Annotated in this window: 21 protein-coding genes; 13 read left to right on the top strand and 8 right to left on the bottom strand. The window is 72.0% G+C overall.

Features of this window, described 5'->3' with window-relative positions; all coding sequences use genetic code 11:
• Positions 1-44 precede the first annotated feature (44 nt).
• The 3 genes from DA075_RS23645 to ptsP all read right to left on the bottom strand — a co-directional run bounded on the left by DA075_RS23645 (position 45) and on the right by ptsP (position 5,375).
• On the bottom strand, positions 45-1,766 hold the full coding sequence (locus DA075_RS23645; RefSeq protein ID WP_099955303.1) for a fructose-specific PTS transporter subunit EIIC: 1,722 nt from the start codon (positions 1,764-1,766) through the stop codon (positions 45-47).
• 124 nt (positions 1,767-1,890) lie between these two features.
• Positions 1,891-2,832 carry a 1-phosphofructokinase gene (gene pfkB, locus DA075_RS23640; RefSeq protein ID WP_099955302.1) on the bottom strand — a complete coding sequence of 314 codons (942 nt, stop codon included), beginning with the start codon at positions 2,830-2,832 and terminating at the stop codon, positions 1,891-1,893.
• Positions 2,829-5,375, bottom strand: a complete 2,547-nt coding sequence (gene ptsP, locus DA075_RS23635; RefSeq protein WP_099955301.1) for a phosphoenolpyruvate--protein phosphotransferase — start codon at positions 5,373-5,375, stop codon at positions 2,829-2,831. Before ptsP ends, pfkB begins: the two co-directional genes overlap by 4 nt.
• A gap of 165 nt (positions 5,376-5,540) precedes the next feature.
• Here ptsP and DA075_RS23630 point away from each other — a divergent pair, with 165 nt between their 5' ends.
• Complete coding sequence (locus DA075_RS23630; protein ID WP_099955300.1) at positions 5,541-6,524, top strand: LacI family DNA-binding transcriptional regulator; 984 nt, start codon at positions 5,541-5,543, stop codon at positions 6,522-6,524.
• 77 nt (positions 6,525-6,601) lie between these two features.
• Here the strand turns inward: DA075_RS23630 and DA075_RS23625 are convergent, their stop codons facing one another.
• On the bottom strand, positions 6,602-8,008 hold the full coding sequence (locus tag DA075_RS23625; protein ID WP_099955299.1) for a CoA transferase: 1,407 nt from the start codon (positions 8,006-8,008) through the stop codon (positions 6,602-6,604).
• Between the two features lie 100 nt (positions 8,009-8,108).
• Between DA075_RS23625 and DA075_RS23620 the strand changes: the two genes are divergently transcribed.
• Both DA075_RS23620 and DA075_RS23615 read left to right on the top strand, forming a co-directional pair.
• The gene (locus tag DA075_RS23620) at positions 8,109-9,248 is read left to right on the top strand and encodes a citrate synthase family protein (protein ID WP_099955298.1); all 1,140 of its coding nucleotides are present in this window, start codon (positions 8,109-8,111) and stop codon (positions 9,246-9,248) included.
• Between the two features lie 148 nt (positions 9,249-9,396).
• Complete coding sequence (locus DA075_RS23615) at positions 9,397-10,290, top strand: collagen-like domain-containing protein (protein WP_174800115.1); 894 nt, start codon at positions 9,397-9,399, stop codon at positions 10,288-10,290.
• Between the two features lie 224 nt (positions 10,291-10,514).
• Here DA075_RS23615 and rnd read toward each other — a convergent pair whose 3' ends face one another.
• Both rnd and DA075_RS23605 read right to left on the bottom strand, forming a co-directional pair.
• Positions 10,515-11,669, bottom strand: coding sequence for a ribonuclease D (gene rnd / locus DA075_RS23610; protein WP_099955297.1), 1,155 nt, complete (start codon positions 11,667-11,669; stop codon positions 10,515-10,517).
• A gap of 85 nt (positions 11,670-11,754) precedes the next feature.
• Positions 11,755-12,285: a hypothetical protein gene (locus tag DA075_RS23605; RefSeq protein WP_420813075.1), complete on the bottom strand. Its 531-nt coding sequence runs from the start codon at positions 12,283-12,285 to the stop codon at positions 11,755-11,757.
• Between the two features lie 176 nt (positions 12,286-12,461).
• On the opposite strand from DA075_RS23605, the gene aspS reads away from it, so the two are divergent.
• Genes aspS through DA075_RS23580 form a run of 5 tightly spaced genes read left to right on the top strand, consistent with a single transcriptional unit; the run spans position 12,462 to position 16,958 of the window.
• Positions 12,462-14,276: an aspartate--tRNA ligase gene (aspS, locus tag DA075_RS23600; RefSeq protein WP_099955296.1), complete on the top strand. Its 1,815-nt coding sequence runs from the start codon at positions 12,462-12,464 to the stop codon at positions 14,274-14,276.
• A 9-nt stretch (positions 14,277-14,285) separates the two neighbouring features.
• Entirely contained in the window at positions 14,286-15,191 is a 906-nt protein-coding gene (locus tag DA075_RS23595; protein ID WP_099955295.1) for a glycosyltransferase family 2 protein, read from the top strand.
• A complete protein-coding gene (locus tag DA075_RS23590; protein WP_099955294.1) occupies positions 15,185-16,237 on the top strand; it encodes an acyltransferase family protein in 1,053 nt (350 codons plus the stop codon). Before DA075_RS23595 ends, DA075_RS23590 begins: the two co-directional genes overlap by 7 nt.
• 56 nt (positions 16,238-16,293) lie before the next feature.
• A complete protein-coding gene (locus DA075_RS23585) occupies positions 16,294-16,590 on the top strand; it encodes a nucleotidyltransferase family protein (protein WP_099955293.1) in 297 nt (98 codons plus the stop codon).
• Positions 16,590-16,958, top strand: coding sequence for a HepT-like ribonuclease domain-containing protein (locus DA075_RS23580; protein WP_099955292.1), 369 nt, complete (start codon positions 16,590-16,592; stop codon positions 16,956-16,958). Before DA075_RS23585 ends, DA075_RS23580 begins: the two co-directional genes overlap by 1 nt.
• 333 nt (positions 16,959-17,291) lie before the next feature.
• Here the strand turns inward: DA075_RS23580 and DA075_RS23575 are convergent, their stop codons facing one another.
• Positions 17,292-17,639: a MerR family transcriptional regulator gene (locus DA075_RS23575; protein WP_099955291.1), complete on the bottom strand. Its 348-nt coding sequence runs from the start codon at positions 17,637-17,639 to the stop codon at positions 17,292-17,294.
• An 80-nt stretch (positions 17,640-17,719) separates the two neighbouring features.
• On the opposite strand from DA075_RS23575, the gene DA075_RS23570 reads away from it, so the two are divergent.
• Positions 17,720-18,037: an MFS transporter gene (locus tag DA075_RS23570; RefSeq protein WP_099955290.1), complete on the top strand. Its 318-nt coding sequence runs from the start codon at positions 17,720-17,722 to the stop codon at positions 18,035-18,037.
• Between the two features lie 27 nt (positions 18,038-18,064).
• On the opposite strand, the gene DA075_RS23565 is transcribed toward DA075_RS23570, so the two are convergent.
• Positions 18,065-18,634 carry a recombinase family protein gene (locus DA075_RS23565; RefSeq protein WP_009867463.1) on the bottom strand — a complete coding sequence of 190 codons (570 nt, stop codon included), beginning with the start codon at positions 18,632-18,634 and terminating at the stop codon, positions 18,065-18,067.
• A 146-nt stretch (positions 18,635-18,780) separates the two neighbouring features.
• On the opposite strand from DA075_RS23565, the gene DA075_RS23560 reads away from it, so the two are divergent.
• The 4 genes from DA075_RS23560 to DA075_RS23545 all read left to right on the top strand — a co-directional run bounded on the left by DA075_RS23560 (position 18,781) and on the right by DA075_RS23545 (position 26,239).
• Entirely contained in the window at positions 18,781-21,756 is a 2,976-nt protein-coding gene (locus tag DA075_RS23560; RefSeq protein WP_099955289.1) for a Tn3 family transposase, read from the top strand.
• Positions 21,757-21,820: 64 nt separating this feature from the next.
• Positions 21,821-22,684, top strand: a complete 864-nt coding sequence (locus DA075_RS23555) for an MFS transporter (RefSeq protein WP_099955288.1) — start codon at positions 21,821-21,823, stop codon at positions 22,682-22,684.
• 172 nt (positions 22,685-22,856) lie between these two features.
• On the top strand, positions 22,857-25,337 hold the full coding sequence (ligA, locus tag DA075_RS23550; RefSeq protein ID WP_099955287.1) for an NAD-dependent DNA ligase LigA: 2,481 nt from the start codon (positions 22,857-22,859) through the stop codon (positions 25,335-25,337).
• Positions 25,338-25,369: 32 nt separating this feature from the next.
• Positions 25,370-26,239, top strand: a complete 870-nt coding sequence (locus tag DA075_RS23545) for a 3'-5' exonuclease (protein ID WP_099956761.1) — start codon at positions 25,370-25,372, stop codon at positions 26,237-26,239.
• Positions 26,240-26,286 lie beyond the last annotated feature (47 nt).

Raw genomic sequence — 26,286 nt, 5'->3', positions numbered from 1 at the left:
GGTCGGGACCCGCTCCGGATCGCCGCCACCGGGAAATCCGCCGCTCAGGCCGCCCGCTTCTTGAACACGCCCACCAGCAAGGCGGTGATCGCGGTGCCGGCGACGAGGGCCGCGACGGCGCCCAGCACCGGGGTGATGGCGTTCGGGATCGGCAGCACGAACAGCCCGCCATGAGGGACGCGGAGCGCGACTCCGAGGGTCATCGACAGGGCGCCGGCCGCCGCCGAGCCGGCGACCAGGGCCGGGATCACCCGCAGCGGATCGGCGGCGGCGAAGGGGATCGCGCCCTCGGTGATGAAGGCCGCACCCAGCACCGCCGCGGCGCTGCCGGCCTCGCGCTCCGCCGCGCTGAAGCGGCCGGGGAAGAGCCGGGTGGCGAGCGCGATGCCGAGCGGCGGGGTCATGCCGGCGAGCATCACGGCGGCCATCGGGGCGTAGATGCCCGAGGAGATCAGGGCGGCGGAGGAGGCGTAGGCCGCCTTGTTGATCGGCCCGCCCATGTCGACCGCCATCATGGCGCCGAGGATCAGGCCGAGCAGCAGCGCGCTCGCGCCCTGCATGCCCTTGAGCCAGCCGGTGAGCGCCGCCAGCAGCGCCGCCACCGGCACGCCGACGACGTAGACCATCAGGAGTCCGGTCACCAGGGTGCCGAGCAGCGGCAGGATCAGGACGGGCTTCAGGCCCTCCAGGTTCTTCGGCAGGCGGATGCGGCTGCTGAGGAACGAGACCGTGGTGCCGGCGACGAAGCCCGCCACGATGCCGCCGAGGAAGCCCGCATTGAGGCTGGCCGCCAGCATGCCGCCGATCATGCCCGGCGCGATGCCGGGCCGGTCGGCGATCGAGTAGGCGATGTAGCCGGCGAGCGCCGGCACGATCAGCGCGAAGGCCGCCTTGGCGCCGATCTCGCCCAGCGCGAAGCCGAGCGTCCCCTTGTTCTCCGGCGACATCGCGTCGATGCCCCCGAAGGCGAAGGCCAGCGCGATCAGCAGGCCGCCCGCCACCACGAAGGGCAGCATGAACGACACGCCGGTCATCAGGTGCTTGTAGGCGCCGGCCTTCTTCTCGGCAGCGGCCGGTCGGGCGGGGCCGGATTCGGTCGCCGCCTCGCCCTGCAGCTCGGCATCCTTCAGGGCGGTGGCGATCAGGCCCCTGCCGTCGCGAATCGCCGCCTTGGTGGTGGTGGCGTAGACCCGCTTGCCGGAAAAGCGCGAGCGATCGACCCCGGTATCGGCGGCGATCAGCACGATGTCGGCCGCTGCGATCTCCTCCGGCGTGAGCGCGTCGCGGGCGCCGACCGAGCCTTGCGTCTCGACCCGCACCGCGTGGCCCAGCGCCTGCGCGGCGGCCTGGATGCCTTCCGCCGCCATGAAGGTGTGGGCGATGCCGGTCGGGCAGGAGGTGATGGCGACGATGCGCGCGGTGCCGCTCTCGCCCGGCGCAGCGCCGGGGTCGCGGCCTGGATTCCTGCCGGCGAGCGCCCGGTCGATCACCCCGTCGACGTCGGTGAGCACGTCCTCGATCGCGGCCTCGGCCCGGCGCAAAGCCCCGAAGCGGCCCTCGCCGAGATCCCCGGTGCCGACGAGGAGCACCGCGTCGGCGCCCCGGATCGCCCCCTCGCTCAAGGAAGCGCCGGTCGCGCCGCGGCCGCGGAGTTCGAGGTCCAGGCGCTGGTTGCGCCGCCCCGCCGCCCGGCGCAGGGCCTCGGCCGCCAGCACCGCATGGGTGCTGAGATCGCCGCCCCCGACGACGGCCACCAAGTGGGTCATGGGATGTTCCTCCTGGGGTTTGTTGATTGCCGGATGACGCAGTCTTCGAGCGACCTGAAATGATTCAGTCCATCCCACCCACGACCTCATCCTGAGGTCGTGGGTGGGATCGTGTTCGTCGGATTCAAGACGGCAGCGCGCGAACCTCGACCGTTCCCGCAATCGCCTCGACCGCCTCGCGTCCCGGCAGGTTGGCCCCCGCCCGGGTCAGCTTGCCCGCCGCGAAGGCCAGGGCCAGGCGGGCGGTGCCGGCGAGGCGCGAGCCTGCGCAGAGGCCCGCGACCAGCCCGGCCACCAGGGCGTCGCCGGCTCCGACGGTGCTCGCCACCGCCATCGCCGGAGGGAGCGCATGCAGCACCCCCGCGTCGCGCACGAACACGGCGCCCTCCGCCCCGAGCGACACCACCACGAGCGGGATGCCGCGCCGCACGAGGCCCTGGGCCGCCTCGACCACGTCGGCGAGGGCGGGGAGGGGCCGGCCGGCCCATTCCTCCAGCTCGTGCCGGTTGGGCTTGACCGCATCGGGCAGGGTCCCGGCCGCGAGGGCGGCGGCCAGAGCCGGGCCGGAGGCGTCGAGCAGCACCCGCGCGCCCCGCTCCTTCAGCTCCGCCGTGAGTTCGGCATAGAGGCCGGGTTCCGCCCCCGCCGGCAGGCTGCCGGCCAGCACCGCGATCGTGCCGGGGCCGGCCGTTTCGGCCAGCCCGGCCCGCACCGCCCGCAGGGTCGAAGGCTCGAGGGTCAGGCCCGGCAGGTTGACGTCGGTGGTGCCGACGGCATCGACGAGCTTCAGGTTGGTGCGGGTCTCCCCCGGCACCCGGACGCAGCGGTCCTCGATGCCCTTGGCGGCGAACAGGGCCTCGAAGGCGGCGGCGTTGCCGGCGCCGAGAACCCCGGCGGCGGTGACGGGAATTCCCCAATCGGCGAGGCAGCTCGCGACGTTGAGGCCCTTGCCGCCGGCATCGTCCCGCATCGCGCGGGCGCGGTGGACCGCCCCCGGCTCCAGCCGGTCGAGGGTGACCGTCCGGTCGATCGCCGGGTTGAGGGTCAGGGTGAGGACGCGGGTCACCGGCGGGGCTCCGGACGGTCGAGGGCCCGCACCGATGCGGCGTCGGGCTGCGCGCAGGCCTCGAGGGCGAGCGCCTTCAGCGCGGCGAGGGAGGCGGCGCGCAGGCGCGCCTTCACCGCCGGCAGGTCGCGAGGGGTCATCGAGAGCTCGTGCACCCCGAGGCCCGCGAGGAGCCCCGCCCCGAACGGGTCGCCGGCGATGCCGCCGCAGACGCCGACGAAGCGCCCGTGCCGGGCCGCCCCCTCGCAGGTCATCCGCACCAGGCGCAGGACTGCCGGGTGGAGCGAATCGACCTCCGGCGCCAGCTCGGTGTTCTGGCGGTCGATGGCCAGCGCGTACTGCGTCAGGTCGTTGGTGCCGATCGAGAAAAAGTCGCAATGGGCCGCCAGGGCATCGGCCTGGATCGCCGCGGCCGGCACCTCGATCATGATGCCGAGCGGGACTTGCGGCGCGCCGATCTCGGCCCGGATCCGCTCGCAGGCCTCGCGCAGGGCCAGGACCTCGGGCACCGAGGTGATCATCGGGAACATGATCGAGAGCGGCGCGTCCTTCCCCGTCGGGGCACCCGCCGGCACGCCGTCACGCGCGGCGCGGTAGAGGGCGCGCAGCTGCGGCTGCATCAGGTCGGGCCGGCGCAGGAGCAGCCGGGCGCCGCGCACGCCGAGGAAGGGATTCTCCTCCTTCGGCAGGGCGAGGTGGGGCACCTGCTTGTCGCCGCCGATATCGAGGGCGCGCACGATCAGCGGGCGGCTGGCCAGCGCCTCCAGCATCGCCCGGTAGGTGGCGTACTGGTCGTCCTCGTCCGGGGTGTCGCCGCGCTCCAGGAACAGGAACTCGGTGCGCATCAGGCCGACGCCCTCGGCGCCCTGCGACAGGGCGAAGGGCACCTGATCGGGCGTGTTGACGTTGGCGCCGATGGCGAGGGCGTGCCCGTCGCGGGTGCGGGCCGGCAGGCCGCGCTCGCGCGCCTCGGCAGCTTGCGTCGCCCTCAGGGACTCGCGCCAGGCCTGCGCCGAGGCGAGGTCGCGCTCGCTCGGATCGACGTAGAGCCGCCCCGTGGTGCCGTCGAGGATCGCGGTCCTGCCGGCACTCAAGGCGAGCAGGCCGGGCCCGGCCGCCACCACCGAGGGGATGCCCAGGGTGCGGGCGAGGATCGCGGTGTGGGAGGTCGGACCGCCCTGCGCGGTCGCGAGCCCGAGCACCCGGGCGGGGTCGAGCCCGGCCGTGTCGGAGGGCGCGAGGTCGGTGCTGACGAGGATGCAGGGCTGGTCCGGAAGGGCGTGGCCGGCCTGGAGCGCGGGGTCGATCTGCGCCAGTACCCGGCGGCCGACATCGCGCAGGTCCGCCGCACGGGCGGCCAGCACCGGGTTGCCGAGAGCCGAGAGCTGGCCGGCCATCCGCTCCACCGCCTGGTGCCAGGCGAACGCCACGCCGTGGCCCTCGACCATCAGCTGGCAGGCCAGCGTGATCAGGTCGGTGTCGGCGATGAGATCGGCTTGCGCCTTGAAGATTCCCGCATCGGCCTGGCCGAGGCGCCGGCCGGTATCGTCGGCGAGGGCCCGGAGCTGCGCCGCCGTCGATTCCAGGGCCGCGTGCAGTCGGTCGCCGCCACGCGTCAGCGGCTCAGGCTCGTCCGGCACCGCGACCTCGGTGGGACCGACCACGTGGATCGGCCCGATGGCGAGGCCCGGGCTCGCCCCGATGCCGGGAATCACCTGACAGGTTTCGGCGGGGTTCCAGCCCGCCACCGGGGCGGCGGCCTTCGCGGCGGCCTCCGCCGCGCGGGCGGCAGCCGCCTTCTCGCCGGCGGAGAGACCGGTCACCGTGGCCTTGAGCCGGGCGAGAAGGGCGGGCGCGTCGTCGCCCTCGGCGGAGATCACCACCGCGTCGCCGGCGCGCAGGCCGAGCCGGAGCAGCGCGATGAGGTTCTTGGCATCCGCCACCTCGGCGCCGTGGCGGACCTGGATCCGGGCGGGGCTGGCGCGGGCCGCCTCGACCCAGGCGGAGGCCGGGCGGGCGTGCAGGCCGGTGGGATAATCGATGGTCCAGGCGAAGCTCTGGGCGAGGTCGGCGGCGGGGCCGGCGCTGCCGGGGGCGGCGGCCTCCTCGGCCAAGGCCGCGGCGATCTCGGCCGCCTCCGTCGTGGTGCGCAGGCGCTCCAGCCGGGCCTCGTCCTGGATCAGGCGGGTGAGGCGGCGCAGGACCGTGATGTGGGTGTCGGACTGGGCGGCGATCGCCACCACCAGATGGGCGTCCTGCCCGTCATGCCAGGCGACGCCGCCCGGCACCTGGAGCACGGCGAGGCCGCTCTCGCGCACCAGGGCGCGGTCGTCGACCATGCCGTGCGGGATCACCACGCCGTGGCCCAGATAGGTGTTCGCCACCCCTTCCCGGCGCAGCATGCTGGCCTCGTAGGCCGGATCGATGCAGCCGGCGGCGACGAGGAGCTGGGCCGCCTCGCGGATCGCGGCCTCCTTGGTCGCGGGGGCGGCGGCTGTGCGGATCAGGACGCGCGGCGTCAGCGGCGGTGTCGACGCGAGCATGGCGGGCTTCCTCCCGGAAGGCGATCGGGTTTTCCTTGGTGCCTATGAAAACGTTTTCATAGTCTGTGTCAATCTAGGGCCAGGGGCCGGCAACTGTCAGGACTTGCAACCGGCGGGCCCGACTGCCACAAGGGATGTGTCGGATCTGAAAACGTTTTCGAGGCGATGGCTGTCGGCATCCGTGACGTCGCCCGCGCGGCGGGCGTTTCCACCGCGACCGTGTCGCGGGCCTTGGGCAAGGGCCCGGTCAGCGACGCCCTGCGCGAGCAGGTCGAGGCGGCGGTGCGGGCGACCGGCTACCGGCCGAATCTCTCGGCCCGCCGCCTGCGCTCGCAATCCGCGCAGACCATCGGGCTCATCGTCGCCGACATCCGCAACCCGTTCTTCACGGCGGTCAGCCGGGCGGTCGAGGATGCCGCTTACCAGGCCGGGATGCGGCTGATCCTGTGCAACACCGGCGAGGATGCCGAGCGCGAGGCCCTGTACCTGCGCCTGATGCAGGAGGAGCGGGTCACCGGCGTCGTCTTCGCGCCGACCCGCCGCACCGCCGAGCGGCTGCGGCCGGAGGAGTTTTCGTTTCCCCTGGTGCTCATCGACCGCACCGGCCCGCCGGGCGGCCATGACGGGGTGGTGCTCGACAACGTCGCGGCCGGCGCCGCCCTCGTCGACCACCTGGTGGAGCAGGGCTATTCCCGCATCGCCGGATTGTTCGGCTCCACCAGCTCGACCGCCGAGGAGCGCCGCGACGGCTATGTCGCGGCGATGCGCCGGCACGGGCTGGAGCCGCAGATGCGCCATGTGCTGCCCGACGCCGGGCCGGCGCAGGCCGAGGTGGCGCGCTGGCTCGCCGAGCCGGGGGTACCTGAGGCCCTGATCGTCTCGAACGGCCTGATCCTGATGGGGGCGGTGCGGGCGGCCCGCGCGGCGGGCGTCGCCTGGCCCGGCGGGATCGCGCTGGCGGGCTTCGACAACGAGCCCTGGACCGAGCTGGTCGAGCCCGGCCTGACGGTGATCGAGCAGCCCGTGGCCGAGATCGGCGCCCAGGCGATCGGGCTCCTGTTCGACCGGTTGAAGAATCCGGGCCAGCCGGTGCGCAAGGTGGTGCTGAGCGGGCGGCTGATCGCCCGGGGGTCGACGGGGCGGCGGTGACAGCCCTGCCCCGGATGGTCGTGCTTGTTGTGGTCGCGGCTTTCCTGGGGGGGATTGCGGATGACTGGCCCTGTTCCTCACCAGGCCGGCGCCGCGGCGCCGAGGGGGCCGGCGGGCCGGTCCCACCGCATCGGCACGCCGTCGAGGGCGACGGGCGGATGCAGGCGCAGGGCGGGTCCCCAGCCGGTCGGCTCCGGCGCCTCGGCGAAATCGGCCCGCTCCGGAGCGGCGGGTTGCTCCTCGGGGCGGGGCGCCGGCGCGGCGGCGAGGAGGGCGGCGGTGCGGGCGAGGGACAAGCGTGCCACGCAACCCCGCCCCGTGGCGAGGCGCCGGGTCAAGCCGCGCAGGCAGGCGGCCGCCATCAGATATCCGGTGGCGTGGTCGAGGGCCTGGACGGGCAGCGGCACCGGCCGGTCTGCGCCGGCGCAGGCCATCCCGGCCTCGGCGAGGCCGCTGCTCATCTGGACCAAGCTGTCGAAGCCGCGCCGCGCCCGCCACGGCCCGGTCCAGCCATAGGCGTCGAGGCCGACATCGATCAGGCCCGGCCGCAGGCGGGCGCGGGCGACCGTGTCGAGCCCGAGGCTTGCCAAGGCGTCCGCCCGGTAGCCATGGACCAGCACGTCCGCCGTCGCGAGCAGGTCTTCGAACCGTGCCCGCCCGGCCGGATCCTTCAGGTCGAGGCGGGCGCAGGCCTTGCCGAGCGTGGTTTCCGGCACCACGCCGGGCTCCTCCCAGCCCGGCGGATCGAGGCGCAGCACCGTGGCGCCGAACCCGGCGAGGAAGCGGGTCGCCACCGGGCCGGCGAGCACCCGCGTCAGGTCGAGGACACGGAGGCCCGCCAGGGGGCGGTCTCCCTGGGCCCCCGACAGGCCCGCCTCGCCGGCCCCGCCCGCCTCCCAGGCGATCAGGGGCTCGCGCGCCACCGCCTCTCCCTGCGGATGGGCGGCCCAGGCCGCGGCCGAGCGCATCGCGGCGGCGCAGCCGCCGGCCGCGACGACGGCACCCTCGAGATCGTCCGCCCGCCAGCGTGCCACGGCCTGCGCCACCGCCTCCCGCTCCGGCGGGGCGCCGAGCACCGCCAGGGCGGCGTCGCGGTGATGCGGCGCGTTGGTGTGGAGCCGGATCCAGCCGTCGGCGGTGCGGTAGTCGCCGGCCACGGGGTCCCAGAGCGGCCGCAGGTCCCACCCTTGCGGGTGAAGCGAGCGGGCGAACCAGAACGCGGCGAGGCGCCGGTCGACCGTCACGCCGTGGGATGGACCGCGAGAGGATGGGAGCGGCCGCCGGCCGAAGCGGGCCTCGACCAGCTCGGCCAGCGCCAGACCCGCCGCCGCGACCGAGGCCGCCGCGAGGTCGCTGACCGGGAAGAGGGAGGGGAGGGCGCCCGCGCCGGTCGCCCGCACCGGCGCCGAGGCGTCAATGTCGAGGGCGCTCCGGATCGCATCCAGGATCGCCGCGAAGGCTGGATTGCCGGCCCCGATCGTCATCGTCCGCTCCTCGTCCGTTTTCGGTGACAGGAGCACGCCGAAGGGGTCAGATCGTCAATCTTGATTACGTGAATCAACCTCGCATGGCCGCGAAGTCCCCGTGACCGTCTACCTCACCGCCGCCGAGGCGGCCGCCCGCCTCGGGGTGAGCCGCCAGACCCTCTACGCCTATGTCAGCCGCGGACTGATCGAGGCGCATCCGACCGCCGACCCGCGGGTGCGGGCCTACGCGGCGGAGGCGGTCGCCCGCCTCGCCGCGGCCCGTCATCGCGGCCGGCGTCCGCGGGAGGTCGCCCGCGCCACCCTCGACTGGGGCCTGCCGGTCATGGAGACCGCCGTGACCCTGATCCGCGACGGCCGCCTCTTCTACCGCGGCATCGATGCCGTGATGCTCGCCGAGACCGCGGCCCTGGAGGAGGTGGCGGCCCTGCTCTGGGACCTGCCGCAGGCCGCCGCCTTCGGACCGGACATGCCCCGAACCGAGCCGCGCGGCGGCGATCTGCTCGGCGCCTTCGCGGCCGCGACGGAGGACGACCCGACGGCGACCTGGCAGCAGGATCCCGACCGGCTCGCGGCGGGAAGCGGTGCCCTGGTCCGCCTGCTCGGCGCCTGCCTCACCGGCGGTGCCCCGGACGCCGCGCCGCTCCACCGACAATGTGCCGAGGCCTGGGGCCTCGACCCGGCCGGGGCGGACGCTTTGCGCCGGGCGCTGGTCCTGTGCGCCGATCACGAGCTGAACGCCTCGGGCTTCACCGCGCGCTGCGTCGCCTCGGCGGGGGCGAGCCTCCGCGCGGCGGTGATCGGCGGCCTCGCGGCGCTCAGCGGCAGCCGCCACGGCGGCATGACCGCGCGGGTGGAGACCCTGTGGGACTCCCTCGACGAGGCCGATCTGGCCGCCTCCCTGCGCGGCCAGCTCGCCGGCCGTGCGCGACTGCCGGGCTTCGGCCATCCGCTCTATCCCGCCGGCGATCCGCGGGCCGCCGCTCTCCTGGCGCCGCTCCTCGCGGAGGATCCGCGCCTGCGGGCGTTCACCGCGACGGCCGAGGCGCTGACCGGGGCGAAGCCCGCCCTCGACTTCGCCCTCGTGGCCCTGCGCCGACGGCTCAGGCTGCGGCGGGGCAGCGCCTTCGGGCTGTTCGCCCTCGGCCGCTCGGTCGGCTGGATCGCGCAGGGACTCGAGCAGCGCCAGGCCGGCGGGCTGATCCGCCCGCGGGCGGTCTATGTCGGGCCCGAGCCATGACGCAGAACGGTCAAGCTCCACCATCGTCGATGACCCTCGACCATCGCGCCTGTGTTCAAAACCCGGTCGTGCTTGACTTTCCGCGTCGCGGAAAAACACTTGACGAGGGGATCCTGGCGCAACGGGATCGAGAATGCGGGGGCGGGCGATGGGACGCGGCGGAACCGGACGCTTCGCGTTGCGATCGGGCGCGGCCCTCGCGGCCTGCCTGACGATGGCGGCGCCGGCCCGGGCCGAGATCCAGATCCTGGCGGCGCGGATCACCGCGGGCGAGCTCTGGGTGCTGGGTACCGCCGACGGGCCGGACACCGAGGTCAGCCTCGACGGCCGCTTCACCGCCAAGGCCGATACCCGCGGCAAGTTCGAATTCCGCCTCCTCTACCATCCGGCGACCTGCATCGTGACCCTGCGCGCCGGCCGCCAGGAGCGCGGCGCGGTGGTGGGCGAGTGCGGCCAGCAGGGCCCCGCGGGTCCGGAAGGCCCGAAGGGCGCCGCAGGCCCCGAGGGCCAGGCCGAGATCAGGACCGTGACCGGGCCGCCCGGCCCTCCCGGTCCCAGGGGTGAAGCCGGCCCTCCGGGGCCACGCGGTGAGGACGGAGCGCGGGGCGAGGCCGGACCCCAGGGCCCGGCCGGTCCTGCCGGGCCGCGCGGCGAGGCGGGGTTGCGGGGCGAGGCCGGGCTGGCCGGTGCACGGGGAGAGCCGGGAGCGAAGGGCGAGGCGGGCCCGCCGGGCGAACCCGGAGCGCGCGGCGAGACCGGCCCGGCGGGGGAGGCGGGGCCGCGCGGCGAGACCGGCCTGCCCGGAGCCCCGGGCGCGCGGGGCGAGACCGGGCCGCCGGGCCCGGCCGGTAGTCCCGGCAAGCCCGGGCCGCGCGGACCCGCGGGCCCGGCGGGACCGCCCGGCCCGCGGGGTCCAGCGGGGCCGGTCTCCCGTGCGCCGGCCGCCGCAGCACGACCGCAGGCGCCGGCTCGGACGCAGATTCCTCAACCGGCGGTCGGCCGGCCGGCACCTGCAGCGCCCGCGGAGGGCGACGTGTACTGAAAGTCCGCTTGGCCTGGTTCTCCAGTAATCCCCTGTCCTGGGAGCCGGTCTGATCGGAAGCGCCGATCGATCAGGCATACAGGCCGACATGTCTCTGCGTCATCCCGGCTTCTCGCCTGCGGCGAGCCACGGGATGCCGTAAGGGATGTCGATGCGGGCGGCCGACGCGAACGGGCCGTCAGGCCGAGTGGCGATCCCGCTCCTCCGAACGGGCCCCGCGGCGCCTATGGCAGCTCCCGCACCACCACGCGCCCGCCCTCCGCCGACAGCGCCAGGCGCCCGGCCTTCAACGCCAGGGCCTTCTCGCCGAACAACCCGCGGCGCCAGCCGTGCAGCACCGGGACGTCGGCCGCGTCGTCCTCGGCCAGGGCCTCGAGGTCGTCGACGGTGGCGATGATCTTCGGCGCCACGCGCTCGTCCTCGCAGACGGCCTTCAGCAGCACCTTGAGGAGCTCGACCAGCGCGCCGTTGCCGCCGCTGCGGGCGCGGCCGCGCTCAGGGGTCGGCACGCTCGCGGGATCGCGCGACAGGCCGCGCTCGACGGCGGCCAGGATGTCGGTGCCGGTGCGCGAGCGCTCGAACCCAGCGGGAATCGTGCGAAGCCGCCCCAGGGCCTCGACGCTGCGCGGTGCCGAGGTGGCGATGTCGATCACCGCCTCGTCCTTCAGGATGCGCCCGCGCGGCACGTTGCGGCTCTGCGCCTCGCGCTCGCGCCAGGCCGCCACCTCCATCAGCACCGCGATCTCGCGGGCCTTGCGCATCCGGCTGCTCAGGCGCCGCCAGGCCTGGTCCGGATCGGCCCGGTAGGTGTCGGGGGAGGTGAGGACCGCCATCTCCTCGTCGAGCCAGGCGCCGCGGTCGGTGGAGATCAGCTCGCGGGCCAGGGTCTCGTAGACCTTGATCAGGTGGGTGACGTCCGAGAGCGCGTAGCTCAGCTGCGCGTCCGAGAGCGGGCGGCGCGACCAGTCGGTGAAGCGCGACGACTTGTCGATCTTCGCCTTGGCGACGTCGTTGACCAGCTGCTCGTAGGAGACCGAATCGCCGTAGCCGCAGACCATCGCGGCGACCTGCGTGTCGAAGAAGGGCTGAGGCAGGAGCCCGCCGAGCAGCCAGATGATCTCGAGGTCCTGCCGGGCCGAGTGGAAGACCTTCAGCACCCGCTCGTCGCCCATCAGCGCGAAGAACGGAGCAAGGTCGAGGCCAGAGGCCAGCGGGTCGACGAGCGCGGTCGACCCGTCCGGTGCCGCGATCTGGATCAGGCACAGCTTCGGATAATAGGTCGTCTCGCGCATGAACTCCGTGTCGACGGTCACGAAGGGTTGCGTGGCGAAGCGCGCGCAGGCGGAGGCGAGTTCTTCCGTCGAAGTAATCAGCTTCATAGGTCCGGCTATAGCGGAGCCGGCCGCCGAGGGCGAGACGTCGGCGGCGTGGGTTATGGGGATTGAGCGGCGTGGTAACCGAAAATCACGCGGCGCGCGGCCCGTTCCGGCGCGCCTCCCGGCGCAGAGCCGCGGCGCGGGCCTGCCGCGTCCTGTACGCCCGGCGGGTGAGCCAGTCGAGGATGTTGCGCTCCACCCGCTCGCCGCTGTCCCGGTCGGTCAGGCGGTGGATGCGGTCGGCGCGAAAGCCGCGATAGCCGTCCCGGTCGCGGTCGGTGCCGCCGACGAGCACGCGGCCCGGGCCGATCTTCAATTCGTGCGCCTGCAACCGGCGCACGCTCCAGGCGCCGTTGCCGTCTTCGTAGACGAGTTCGAACCGGCCCTCGATCGGCAGGACCCGCCAGGCGCCCTCCTGGCGTTCCAAGAACGCGTCCTGGCGTTCCAAGAACGTGTCCTGGCGTTCGACGTGCGCATCGTGATGGTCGGCAGGCATGGCGCGGGCCTCCGGTCGCGTCCCCCGGGCCGCCGCGGGCGCGTCCCGGGGCGGATCCGGCAGGGTATCGGGCAAGGGGTCTGGTGGCGGTTCGAAGGAGCCGAAAAAGCTGTTCTGATCCATGGGGATAATATAGTTGTTCGTTGTTTGTTCCACAAGCCGGGACGGGCCCGTTCCGCGGCCCTGCGCTTGACTTCGCTCCCCCCTTCGCGAATGGGTGCCGGCACGCTTCAACGTGCGGGCCGCCCGCCCGCGCGCCCGGCCTGCGGGCCCGATCGAGACAGCTGCAAGACACGCCCATGCACCGCTACCGTTCCCATACCTGCGGGGCGCTCCGCCCGTCCGAAATCGGCGCGACCGTCCGTCTCTCCGGCTGGTGCCACCGCGTTCGCGACCATGGCGGCGTGCTGTTCATCGACCTGCGCGACCATTACGGGATCACCCAATGCGTGATCGATCCGGATTCCGCGGCCTTCAAGGCGGCGGAAGCCGTGCGCTCCGAGTGGGTGATCCGCATCGACGGGCGGGTGCGCCAGCGGCCCGCCGGCACCGAGAACGCGGAACTCCCGACCGGCGCGGTCGAGGTCTACATCACCGACCTCGAGGTGCTGGGCGCCGCCGCCGAGCTGCCGATGCCGGTCTTCGGCGACCAGGAATATCCGGAGGAGACGCGGCTCAAGTACCGCTTCCTCGACCTGCGCCGCGAGAAGCTGCACGCCAACATCATGCGCCGCGGCGCGATCATCGATTCGCTGCGCCGGCGGATGCGCGAGGGCGGGTTCTTCGAGTTCCAGACCCCGATCCTCACCGCCTCCTCGCCGGAGGGCGCGCGCGACTTCCTGGTGCCGTCGCGCCTGCATCCGGGCAAGTTCTACGCCCTGCCGCAGGCCCCGCAGCAGTTCAAGCAGCTGACGATGATCGCCGGCTTCGACCGGTACTTCCAGATCGCGCCCTGCTTCCGCGACGAGGACGCCCGGGCCGACCGCTCGCCGGGCGAGTTCTACCAGCTCGACATCGAGATGAGCTTCGTCACGCAGGAAGACGTCTTCCAGGCGGTGGAGCCGGTCCTGCGCTCGGTCTTCGAGGAATTCGCGGAAGGAAAGCGGGTCTCGCCGAGCTTCGTGCGCATCCCCTACGCCGAGGCGATGCTGAAATACGGCGTCGACAAGCCGGACCTGCGCAACCCCGTCGTCATCGCGGACGTGACCGAGGAGTTCCTGCGCGAGGACGTGACCTTCAACGCGTTCAAGAACGCCATCAAGGCGGGCGGCGTGGTCCGGGCGGTTCCGGCCCCGAGTGCAGCCTCCCAGCCGCGCTCGTTCTTCGACAAGCTCAACGACTGGGCCCGCTCCGAGGGCGCGCCCGGCCTCGGCTACATCGTGTTCGAGGAGGAGAACGGCCAGCTCACTGGCCGCGGGCCCATCGCCAAGTTCGTGCCGGCGGAGGCGCAAGCCGCCATCGCCGCCAAGGCCGGGATCAAGGCCGGCGACGCGGTGTTCTTCTCTGCCGGCCCCGAGGCCAAGGCGGCGGGGCTCGCCGGCAAGGCCCGCATCCGCGTCGGCGACGAGCTGAACCTGTCCGACAAGGACCAGTTCGCCTTCTGCTGGATCACCGACTTCCCGATGTACGAGTGGAACGAGGACGAGAAGCGGGTCGACTTCTCGCACAACCCGTTCTCGATGCCGAACTTCGACCACGAGGCCTTCATGGCCCTCGACCCCGAGGACCACGCGACGATCCTCGGCATCAAGGCGTTCCAGTACGACATCGTCTGCAACGGCATCGAATTGTCGTCGGGCGCGATCCGCAACCATCGCCCCGAGGTGATGGAGAAGGCGTTCGGCCTCGCCGGCTACCCGAAGGAGGTTCTGGAGGCGAAGTTCGGCGGCATGCTGAACGCGCTGAAGATGGGAGCTCCGCCGCACGGCGGCATCGCGCCGGGCGTCGACCGCATCGTGATGCTGCTCTGCAACGAGCCGAACATCCGCGAGGTGGTGCTGTTCCCGATGAACCAGCGCGCCGAGGACCTGATGATGGGCGCACCCTCCGAGGTGACCACGAAGCAGCTGCGCGAGCTGCATATCCGCCTCAACCTGCCGCAGAAGCAGGGCTGATCGGCGCCGGTGCCCGGTCTCGTCGCGGTCGTCGTCGCGCATGACAGTGCCGGCGTGCTGCCGGCCTGCCTGGCCGCGCTCGCCCGCGAGCACGTGCCGGCGCTCGTTGTCGACAACGCAAGCCGCGACGGCTCGGCGGATCTCGCTGCCAGCTTAGGCGCGCGGGTGCTGCGGCTCCCCCGCAACGAGGGCTACGGCCGGGCCAACAATGCCGGGATCTGGGCGGCGGGCCGGGCCGAATACGCGCTGATCGTCAACCCGGATGTCGAGCTTCAGCCCGGCGCTGCCGACGCCTTGCTGGCGGCGGCCGAGGCTTATCCGGATGCGGGCTTGTTCGCGCCCCGCATCGTCGAGCCCGATGGGCGGTTCTTCTACCAACCGCGCTCGCTGCTGGCGCCCTATCTCACCAACCCGCGCGGGCGCCTTCACCCGCCGGAGGGGGATGCCTGCGCGCCGTTCCTGTCCGGCGCCTGCCTGATGGTGCGGCGCGACCTGTTCCTGTCCCTCGGCGGCTTCGACCCCGAGATCTTCCTGTTCTACGAGGACGACGACCTCTGCCGCCGGATCGCCGATGCGGGCAAGGCGCTCGTCCACGTCCACGGCGCGGTGGCGTTCCACGGGCGCGGCGCCTCGAGCGCGCCGGAGCGCGGCCGGGTGCGCCGCTCGCGCTGGCACCAGGCCTGGTCGCGATCTTATGTCTCGCGCAAATACGGCCTGCCGGACCCGACGGCCGCGATGCTGGCGAAGAACGGCGTGAAGGCGCTGCTCGCGCTCCTCGCCCTCCGCCGCTCAGGGATCGAGCGCTACGGCGGCTCGGTCGCCGGCGCCTGGGCGGCCCGGCGGGGCCGCAGCGCGCTCGCGCAGGAGGGGCTGGCGGCGGAGCCGGCCCTGCGGCCGGAGGCGGGCGCATGGTAACGGTCGCCGCCGGCCTCGCCCGGCCGCACAACGCCTTCGGGGCGATGAGACTGGCGCTGGCGCTCCTCGTCGTCGTCTCGCACGCCTTCAGCGTCACCACCGGCCACATCCTCGACGAGCCGCTGGCGCGCCTCACCGGCTACACGCTCGGCGAGCACGCGGTGAACGGCTTCTTCGCCGTCTCCGGTTTCCTCGTCACGATGAGCCTGATGCGGCGCGGCCCGCGCGACTACGTCGTGGCGCGGGCCTTGCGCATCGCGCCGGGCCTCGTCGCGGCGACGCTCGCCGTGTCGCTCGGCCTCGGCAGCCTGATGACGAGCTCAGCCCTCTCCGCCTATTGGGCCGATCCGGGCTTGTGGCGGTTCATCTCCGGCACGCTCACCACCTTCAAGAGCAACGCCGCCCTGCCGGGCGTCTTTTCGGACAACCCGTTCCGCTTCCCGATGGGGACGGTCTGGACACTCAAATACGAGGTGCTGTGCTATCTCGGCCTCCTGGCGGCGGGGCTCCTCGGCACCCTGCGGTGGCGCTGGCTCGCACCCCTCCTCGTCGCCGGCCTGGCTCTGGGCCTCGCGCTCGCCGGCCTGCGCGACGGCGAGATGCCGAAGGCCCTGGAGACGTCGTTACGCCTGCCGCTGATCTTCGCGGCGGGCGCGGCTTTGTTCCTCTACGCCGACCGCGCGCCCTTGAGCCGGCCGCTGGCGCTCGCGCTCCTCGTCCTCGCGGGCCTCGTCCACGGCACCGCCCTCTACCCGCCTTTGCTGTTCCTCGCCGAGGCCTACGGCGTGCTCTGCCTCGGCCTCAGCCCCCCGGTCCGCCACCCGATCCTCGATCCTCGGGCGGACCTGTCCTACGGTACCTACCTGTATGGCTGGCCGGTGCAGCAGAGCCTGCATGCCCTGTTCCCGGCGACCTCGGCTTGGATGCTTCTGGGGCCATCGCTCGTCTTCACGCTCGCGGTGGCGGCTTTGTCCTGGCGCTACGTCGAGCGGCCGGCGTTGGGATGGAAGGCGCGGCTGATCGGGCGGCGCGAGGCGATGGCCTGAGCGCTTCCCGATCGTGGCCTGTGGCCTCGCGTCGAGCCGCGCTGTATCATGGCATCATGACTCGCGGCGATGCCATCATCCAGCTCAAGGCGCATGCCCACAGTGTGCGGGACATGGGCGCAACGTCGCTCTACCTGTTCGGATCGACTGCCCGGGACGATGCCCGACCCGACAGCGATCTCGACCTGTTCATCGACTACGATCCCGAGAGCCGCTTCAACGGTCTCGATCTCGTCGGTATCAAGCTTTTCCTTGAGGATCAGCTGGGGACCGCAGTCGACGTGACTACCCGCGACAGCCTGCATCCGCGGTTGCGTGCACGCATCGAGCGATCGGCGGTCAAGGTCTTCTGATGGCGCCGCGTGAGTTTCGCCACGCTCTCGACGATATGCTCGCGGCGATCGACGGCATTCAGCGTGCGACGGCAGGCAAGACCCTTATGGATTACGCTGGAGACTGGTTGCTGAAGCACGGCGTGCAGCGCGGCATCGAAATCATCTCCGAGGCAAGTCGCGCAGTGCCGGACGACATCCAGGCGCGGCGGCCGGAGGTGCCGTGGCGCAAGATCCGCGGCATCGGAAACGTGCTGCGGCACGAATACCATAACCTGTCCGACCGCATCATCTGGGGTATCGTGGTGGACGAGCTTCCGCCGCTGCGGAGCGCCGTCGTATTTCTTCTGTTCGATGACGATCGGGAGGACAGGCCGGATGCGCCGTGAGGCCCCGCATTTGACGTGCCTGGCGTCAGGATCTGCATAGGCCGTCTCCGGTACCGCACGCACCAATCGTCTCTCAGCATTGGAGCGCCCATCCCCTCGCCCTCGACTCGCGGACGGGCCTCTCCTGCCTCACCTCCCTGGACGGCTGGCCGGTGCCGCAAAGCCTGCGCGCGCTTCGCGGTGGCGGCCCCGGCCTGCCGCTCCGTTGGCCGGCCTCCTCTGGACCGCGAAGGTGCCGTGGCGGCGGAAGACGATGATGTGATTGCAGCCCGATCGCGGTCCGTTGCCTCGCATCGGTTGCACGTCACCGCGTGAGGCGACGCGCGATGGCGATCATCCCACGTCGCTCAGGTAATCCATCAAGATCTGGCGGCTCGTTTCCAGAGTGGCGATTTTTTTGGAGATGCGGCGCATCTCTCGTTCCAAGGCCGGGCGAACTTCCTTGCAGGGCTGGAACCGCTCTCCGTGATCGTTGACGCAGGGCAGGACGATCCGCGCGGTCGAGAGCGTGAGGCCGGCGGCACTCAAGGCGCGGATGCGCTCGACCAGGCGAACGTCGTCCTCGCCATAATCGCGATAGCCGGAGGATCGGCGCGCCGGTTGCAGCAGGTGCTCCCGCTCGTAGTAGCGCAGCATCCGCACGCTGACCCCCGTGCGACGCGATAATTCGCCGATCTGCATCACCCTTCCTTTGCGGCTTGACCCTGACAGCGCTGTCAACCTTTAGCGATCGACACATGCCCGGTTCAAGGAGTGACGGCATGTGGTGGAGAATCGCCCTTCTGGCAGTGGGTACGTTCGCGATCGGCACTGACGGGTTCATCGTGGCCGGTGTCCTGCAGGATATCAGTCGCCAGCTGGACGTGAGCGTGGCCGCGGCCGGTCAGCTGGTCACGGTCTTCGCGGCGATCTACGCGATCAGCTCTCCTGTCGTGGCCTCCCTGACGGCGAGCTTGCCGCGCCGCAGGCTTCTGCTCGTCGCCTTGTCCGTCTTCGTCGTCGGCAACGGGGTGGCGGCGTGGGCCGAGAGCTACACGATGCTGAGGACAGCGCGACGGATGTACGCTGAGCAACGCTAAGGCCGAACGGAGCAAGAACGGCCATCTTCAGGTCAGGCGTGCCAGCCCTGCGGCGGCGACTTCCCGGTAGACGGTCGATCGTCCAAGACCAAGTTGGCTGGCGGCCTTCGTTGGCGAAAGGCCGGCTTGGACCAGCTTCAGCGCGGCCTGCACCCTGTCGGCGTCCACAGGCTGGCGGCCAGGAACCTTTCCCCTGGCGCGGGCTGCTGCGATCCCGTCCTTAGTGCGCTCGGCGATGAGCCGACGCTCGAATTGCGCAATGGCCCCGAACACGTGGAAGATGAGTTCCCCGGCGGCCGAGGACGTGTCGAGCTTCTCTTCCAGGCTGAGGAGAGCCACACCGCGGCCCTTCAGTTGCTCGACCACGGAGATGAGTTCCGCGAGAGAGCGGCCGAGCCGGTCGAGTCGCACCACCGCCAGCGTGTCGCCGCGGCGTGCATAGGCCAGGAGTTCGATCAGACCGGGGCGGTCCATCGATTTGCCAGACCGAACGTCGGTGAACACCCGGATGGCGCCAGCCTGCTCCAGCCGTCTGGCTTGGCCGGCAACGTCCTGGTCGCCGGTGCTGACGCGGGCATAACCGAGAACATCTGCCATGGGGACGCCGTCTCTCAACCGGTCGTTCTGTGGACGATCGCGCTATTGCGCTTCTCGGGCCGTCGACTCCGTCCACAGAATGCGTCCCTAGTGGCCTCGCTGTCCATCATCATCGTCGGCGTTCTCTGGACGCTCAGGAGCGGTCCATGGGACGACGCGACCTGCTCAGCGCCGAGGAGCGCCGCCGCATCTTCGGCGTCCCGACCGAGCGCGATGATCTGGCGCGGTTCTACACCTTCGAGGCCGCCGACCTGGATCTGATCGGGACCCGACGTGAGGATCGCAATCGGCTCGGGTTCGGCGTTCAACTGGCCCTGCTACGCCATCCTGGGCTGACGCTCGCCCAGGTCGCGGTGCAGCCGGATGTCGATCTCGCGCCCATGACGGCCTTCGTCGCCGAGCAGCTCCGGATCCCGGCCGAGATCTTCAGGGCCTACGGCGCGCGGGACCAGACCCGGACCGACCACGCTCGTGAGGTCGCGACGGCACTGGGGCTGCGGTCGGCAACCCGCACTGATCTTCCGCTGCTGATCGAGGCCGCCGCCGCTGCCTCCTGGGCCACCGACAAGGGCGGGGTAATCGTGACGGCCATGATCGCTGCCCTGCGTGAGGCGAAGATCATGCTGCCTGCCCCCGCGACGATCGAGCGAGCGGGCGTGACCGGTCGGGCCAAGGCGCGCACGCGGACCTACGCCGCCTTGCTGGCGGGGCTGGGATCCGATCAGATCAGGGCGCTCGACGCCCTGTCGAGCGTGGGGACGAGAACCGGTCTTACCCGGCTGACCGAGCTGCGCACCATCCCGGTCGCGGCAAAGCCCGACCATGTCGGCGACATCCTCGCCCAGTTGCAGGCCGTGCGCGCCCTCGGCATCGACCCTCTCGCGGAGAGTCGTGTGCATCCGGACCGGCTCGCGCGCTTGGCGCGCGAGGGCCGCCTGTCTCCGGCCTACCTGATGGACCGCTATACGACGGCACGCCGGCGAGCGACGATCGTGGCGCTGCTCCTCGACCTCGAGGCTCGGCTGATCGACGCCGCCATCGAGATGGCTGACAAGCTGATCGGGGGCGCCTTCACTCGGGCCAAGAATGCGCAGGCGCGCCAGTATACTTCCACAGCGCGCGACGTCGGGCGGCTCATGCGTATGTTCCGCGGCACCATCGACGCGCTCGTAGCCGCAGCCGGCGCGGGCGAGGATCCGCTGCATGCCGTGGACGAGGCAGTTGGTTGGGCCAAGCTGTTGCGGGCGCGGGGCGAGGTGGCCGAGATCGCGGACGCCGCCGGCGTCGACCCGCTCGTGCGCGCCGCTGATCGCCATGCCACTCTTCGCAAGTTCGCACCGGCGCTGTTGGAAGCGCTCGAGTTCAAGGCCGCTTGTGGGAGCGACAAGACGGTCGCGGCCGTGCACCTCCTGCGCGAGCTGGCCGGTACGCACCGACGTGAGGTCCCGCGCGATGCGCCCATGCCGTTCAAGAAGGAGTGGCACGCCCTGGTGATCCGCGCGGACGGCCGCATCGACCGGCGCCTCTACGAAACTGCCGTGCTGGCCCACCTGCGCAACAAACTCCGCTCGGGCGACGTGTGGGTCGAACGTTCGTCGGCCTACCGGCGCTTCGACAGCTACATGCTGGCCTCGGCCGAGGTGGTTCCGATCACCTCCGAACTGGGTCTCCCCGCGACGGCCGACGCTTGGCTGGAAAGCCGCGCTCGCGAGCTCGACCGCCGACTGAAGCGGTTCGCGGATCGGCTCGGGAAGGGAAAGCTCGATGGCGTCGCAATGCGTGACGGCCGGTTGTCCATCACCCCTGTCCGGGCGATCGCCACGCCTGAGGCGAAACGGCTCGCAGAGCGGCTCGACGCACTGATGCCGCGCGCCCGGATCACCGAGCTCCTCCATGAAGCCGCCCGCGGCACGGGGTTCCTCTCCGCCTTTACCAACCTGCGCACCGGCGATCCGTGTCCAAACGAGAACGCGCTGCTCGCCGCCATCCTGGCTGACGCGACCAACCTCGGCCTCGCGCGCATGGCTGAGGCCAGCCAGGGGGTGACCCGCGACCAGCTCGTCTGGACCGCCGACGCCTACCTCCGGGAGGAGACCTACAAGGCCGCACTCGCGCGCATCATAGACGCCCACCACGCCCTGCCGATCTCCGCCGTTTGGGGCGACGGGACGACCTCCAGCTCCGACGGCCAGTTTTTCCGCTCCGGCAAGCGGGGTGCCGCCGCCGGCGAGATCAACGCCCGCTATGGCGTCGATCCCGGCTTCAGCTTCTACACCCACGTCTCCGACCAGCATGCCCCCTACCACGTGCGGGTGATCTCGGCCGCGACGCACGAGGCGCCCTACGTCCTGGATGGCCTGCTCCACCACGGGTCGAGCCTGCCTCTGGCCGAGCACTACACCGACACGGGCGGCGCGACCGACCACGTGTTCGCACTCTGCGCCATGCTGGGCTTCCGGTTCTGTCCGCGCCTGCGCGACTTCCCCGACCGACGATTGATTCCCATCGCGCCACCGACCGCCTACCCGGCGCTGGCGCCGCTGCTCGGCAAGAAGGTCCGCGCCGATGTCGTCCGGGAGCACTGGGGCGAGATCCTGCGCCTGGTAGCCTCGCTGAAGGCCGGCCACGCCGCGCCCTCAGTCATGTTGAAGAAGCTGGCCGCCTACGAGCGGCAGAACCAGCTCGACCTTGCGCTGCAGGAGGTCGGGAAGGTCGAGCGCACCCTGTTCATGCTGGACTGGCTCGAGAACCCTGTCTTGCGCCAGCGCTGCCAGGCCGGATTGAACAAGAGCGAGCAACGCCACCAACTCACGCAAGCCCTCTACACGTTCCGTCAGGGCCGCCTTGTCGACCGCTCGCATGAAGCGCAGCAATACCGGGCCTCCGGTCTCAACCTCGTGATCGCGTCCATCGTCTGGTGGAACACGACCTACATCGCCGATGGCGTCGATCATCTCCGGGGCGCCGGCGAACAGGTCCGTGACGAGGTTCTGGCCCACACCTCACCCGTGGGCTGGGAGCACATCGCCTTCTCCGGCGACTTCCTCTGGGACCGCGCCGCGGCGCTCCCGCACGGTCGCCGCCCGCTCAATCTCGGCCGAACGACCCGTCGGGTCGCCTGAGCCAGCCCGTTCACGGTTCAGTCCGCCTTAGCGTTGCTCAGCATGCAGAAGTCGCGCTGTCCTCATGCTGATGGTCGGCCGGATCGTGGCCGCCATGGCGTCGGCGGCCTACACGCCCTGTGCGTCCGTCTCCGCCGCGATCCTGGCCGGGCCGGCCCATCGGGGACGGGCCTTGTCGGTCGTCATGGGTGGCATCACGGTCGCCACCATCGTCGGGGTGCCGATCGGCACGTGGCTCGGCGAGGCCGGCGGCTTTCGCGCCGCCTTCTGGCTGGTCACGGCCCTCGGCGTGGCGGCGCTCGCGGGGCTCGCCCTCTGGCTTCCCGAACTCCCCGCTCCGCCCGCGGTCACGCTTCGCGAGCGCGTGCGCTCCCTGCGGCTGCCGCAGGTCCCGGGAACGCTGATCGTCACGACCTTGGCGATGACCGCGGGCTTCACCGTCTACACCTATATTGGCCCGCTCCTGGCCGAGACGATGCACGCGGAGGGGCGGACCTTGAGCCTGGTTCTGTGCGCGTTCGGCATCGCCGGGACCGTCGGCAATGGGCTCAGTGGATGGCTCGCCGACCGGTGGGGCGCGACTCGCACGGTCGCGGCGAGCCTGATCGTTGTCATAGGCATCCTCGCGCTGTTCCCCTCCCTGGCCACGACGCTGCCGGGTACTCTCCTCGGCGTCGCGATCTGGAACAGCGCGGGGTGGCTGCTGCTGCCTGCGCAGCAACATCGCCTGCTTTCCACGGCGCCGCAGGTCGGCCAGATCCTGGTGTCCCTGAACGCCTCCGCCCTGTATCTCGGCATCGGCATGGCCGGTCTTCTCGGCGGATGGGTCATCCAGATCTGGAATGCCCGCGCCCTGGGTCCGGTCGCGGCGTGGGTGGCGGCCCTGGCGCTGATCGTTCACGTCCTGAATGCCCGTGACAGGCGATAAGGTGGGGCGGCGCCGGTCCCGACGCGGGATCGGCGGGCCGGCGGGTGCGGGCAGGGTTAACGAAATGTGAGACATCCTGCGGGCATGACAGGTCCCGATCCGCGCCCGCCGGCCCCCCGCGCCGGGCGCCCTACATTCAGGCCCGAACACCGAGCCCCCCTCACGAGCGTCCATGCCCCCCAACCGCGACCCCGCCTTCGACGACCTCGAGCAAAAGAGCGCGCAGAGCCTCCACGCCGCCCTCTCGGCGGAAATCGCGGAGCACGACCGGCGCTATCACGGCGAGGATGCGCCGACGATCTCGGATGCCGAGTACGATGCCCTGCGCCGGAAACTCGAATCGATCGAGGCGCGCTTCCCCGACCTCGCCGGCACCGGCGAGGCCTCGGCCAGCGTCGGCGCGAAGGCGTCGGACAAGTTCGCCAAGGTGCGGCACGCGGTGCCGATGCTCTCCCTCGGCAACGCCTTCTCGGACGAGGAGATCGGCGACTTCGTCGAGCGGGTGCGCCGCTTCCTCGGCCTCCCGGCCGCCGAACCGGTCGCTTTCACGGCCGAGCCGAAGATCGACGGCCTGTCGCTGTCCCTGCGCTACGAGGGCGGGCGTCTCGTCACCGCGGCGACCCGGGGCGACGGCGAGGTCGGCGAGGACGTGACCGCCAACGTCCGCACCATCAGGGAGATTCCCGAGGTGCTGGCCGGTGACGATTGGCCGGCCGTGTGCGAGGTGCGCGGCGAGGTCTACCTCTCGCACGCCGATTTCGCCGGGATCAACGCCCGCCAGGAGGAGGCCGGCAAGCCGCTCTTCGCCAATCCCCGCAACGCCGCCGCCGGGTCCCTGCGCCAGCTCGATCCCAGCATCACCGCCTCGCGCCCCCTGCGCTTCTTCGCCTACGCGGCCGGCGAGATGTCCGAACAGCCGGCCGAGTCCCAGTTCGAGATGTTGGAGGCCTTCCAGGCCTGGGGCCTGCCCGTGAACCCGCTGACGGTGCTCTGCGCCGACGCGGCCGCGATGCTGGCCCATTACCGGATGATCGAGGCGCGGCGCGCCGATCTCGGCTACGACATCGACGGCGTCGTCTACAAGGTCGACTCCTTCGCGCTCCAGCGCCGCCTTGGCTTCGTGGCGCGGGCGCCGCGCTGGGCGCTCGCCCACAAGTTCCCGGCCCAGCGCGCCACCACCGTGGTCGAGGCGATCGACATCAATGTCGGGCGCACCGGCTCGCTCAACCCGCTGGCGCGCTTGAGGCCGGTCACGGTCGGCGGCGTCGTGGTGTCGAACGCGACGCTCCACAACGAGGATTACGTCCACGGCGTCGATGCCGACGGCAATCCGATCCGCAGCGGCATCCCGGTCTGGCAAGGCCAGATCCTCCGCGACGACGTCGACCTCGCGCAAGGGTCCGACGTGCGCGTCGGCGACACCGTGGTGGTCCTGCGCGCCGGCGACGTGATCCCGAAGGTCGCCGACGTGGTGCTGGAGCGCCGCCCGAAGGACGCGGTGCCCTACCGCTTCCCCGAGACCTGCCCGGCCTGCGGCAGCCACGCGGTGCGGGGCCTCAACCCGCGCACGCGCAAGCTCGACGCGGTGCGCCGCTGCACCGGCGGCCTGATCTGCCCGGCGCAAGCGCAGGAGCGGCTGAAGCACTTCGTGTCGCGCAACGCCTTCGACATCGAGGGTTTTGGCGAGACCTACATCGAGACCCTGTTCGAAGCCGGCCTGGTGCACCAGCCCGCCGACCTCTTCCGCCTCGACTTCGAGCCCCTGAAGGCCGCCGTCGTGGCGCGGCGCCAGGCGCTCTCGGCCGAGCGGGCGCTCGCCGCCGGCAAGGAGGTCAAGAAGGCCGCCAAGAAGAAGGACGACGAGGACAAGGCGATCAAGAACCTCCTCGCAGGAGTCGAGGCGCGCCGAAAAATTTCGCTCAACCGGCTCATCTTCGCGCTGGGCATCGAGCAGGTCGGCGAGGCCACCGCCAAGGCCCTGGCCAAGCACTTTTCGGATATGCCGGCCCTGATGGCGGGCGTCGCGGCGGCGGCTTCCTGCCAGCCCGGGCCGGACTGGATCGCGCTCGCCAGCCTCAACCGCGTCGGCGCCACCACCCGCGACCGGCTCCTCGCCGCCGCGGCCGAGGCGCCGGATGCCGATCTTCTGGCCGGCGGCGCGGTGGCGCGGCTCTCCGCCCCGCAGCGCGAGGCCCTGGTCGAGGCCTATGGCGATTCCGCGGGCGTGCGGGCGGCGGTGGAGCGGGCCGCCGCCCAGGTGCCCGGCGACGCCTACCGGGCGCTCGCCGATGACGGCGAGATCGGCGCCGTCACCACCGCCTCGCTGATCCAGTTCTTCTCCGAGGAGCACAATGTCGCGGCGGTGAAGGCCTTGCTCGACGAGGTCGAGACCGAGCGGCCGGCACCGGTGGCGCAAGCCGCGGCCTTCGCCGGCAAGACCGTGGTGTTCACCGGCACCCTTGAGAAGATGACCCGCAGCGAGGCCAAGGCGACGGCCGAGCGGCTCGGCGCCAAGGTCTCGGGCTCGGTCTCGGCCAAGACCGACCTCGTGGTGGCGGGACCGGGTGCGGGCAGCAAGCTCAAGGACGCCGAGAAGCACGGCGTGACGGTGGTCTCGGAGGACGAGTGGCTGGCGATGGTGGCCTCCGCCTGAAATTCGGCGCCTTCCCGCGGGAAGGCGCCGGCATGACCTTTCCCCGCACCCTCGCGATCGACTTCGAGACCGCCAACGAGCGCCGCGACAGCCCCTGTGCCGTCGGTCTCGCCTGGATCGAGGGCGGGCGGGTGGTGCGGCGCGAGTCGCGGCTGATCCGCCCGGCGGAGATGCGCTTCTCGCCCGGCAACATCCGGGTCCACGGCATCCGCCCGCGGGACGTCGCCGACGCGCCATCCTTCCCCGAGGCGATGGCGCCGTTCCTGCCGGAGATCGCCGGCAGCCTGGTGCTCGCCCACAATGCCAGCTTCGATGTCGGGGTGCTCGCCGCGACGCTCCAGGCCTACGGTCTGCCTCAGCCGGCCTATGCCTCGCTCTGCACGGTGCAGCTCGCCCGCCGGCACTGGCCGGGGGAGGGCGGGCAGGGCCAGGGCACCTATCGGCTCTCCTCGCTGGCCGCCCGGGTCGGCGTGACGTTTCGCCACCACGATGCCGGCGAGGACGCCTATGCCTGCGCCGAGATCGCGCTCGCGGTGATGCGGGAAGCCGGAGCGCCCGACATCGCCAGCCTCGCCAAGACCCTTGGCCTCGCCCGCGCGCGGGCCGGCGAGGGGGCACGATCGCCCGACGGGATCGCCGCCCGGGCCCTGCGCGGCGTGGCGCCGAGCCGCACCCGCGCGCCGCTCCTGCACTTCGTCGTGCGGGGCAGCACCGGCACTCCCTACGACGTGCGCCTGATCGATGGCCGCGACGGCCCGCGCCTGCGCTGCTCTTGCGCCGGAGCCCGGTTCCGGCCCGATTGCCGGCACGTCCGGGCGCTGGCGAATGGCGAGATCGACGCGCTCCTGTCGGACAATCCAGGGGATGTCGCGGCGCTGGCGGGATTGTTGCGGGCGGGGTGAGCGGCGCCGTCTCGGCGCTGACCGCACCCCCTTCCCGGGCCGGGGGA

Source organism: Methylobacterium currus, assembly GCF_003058325.1.
Taxonomy (GTDB): domain Bacteria; phylum Pseudomonadota; class Alphaproteobacteria; order Rhizobiales; family Beijerinckiaceae; genus Methylobacterium; species Methylobacterium currus.
Note: the sequence above shows the minus strand (reverse complement) of the source record. Positions and strands in the feature narration are given on the sequence as shown.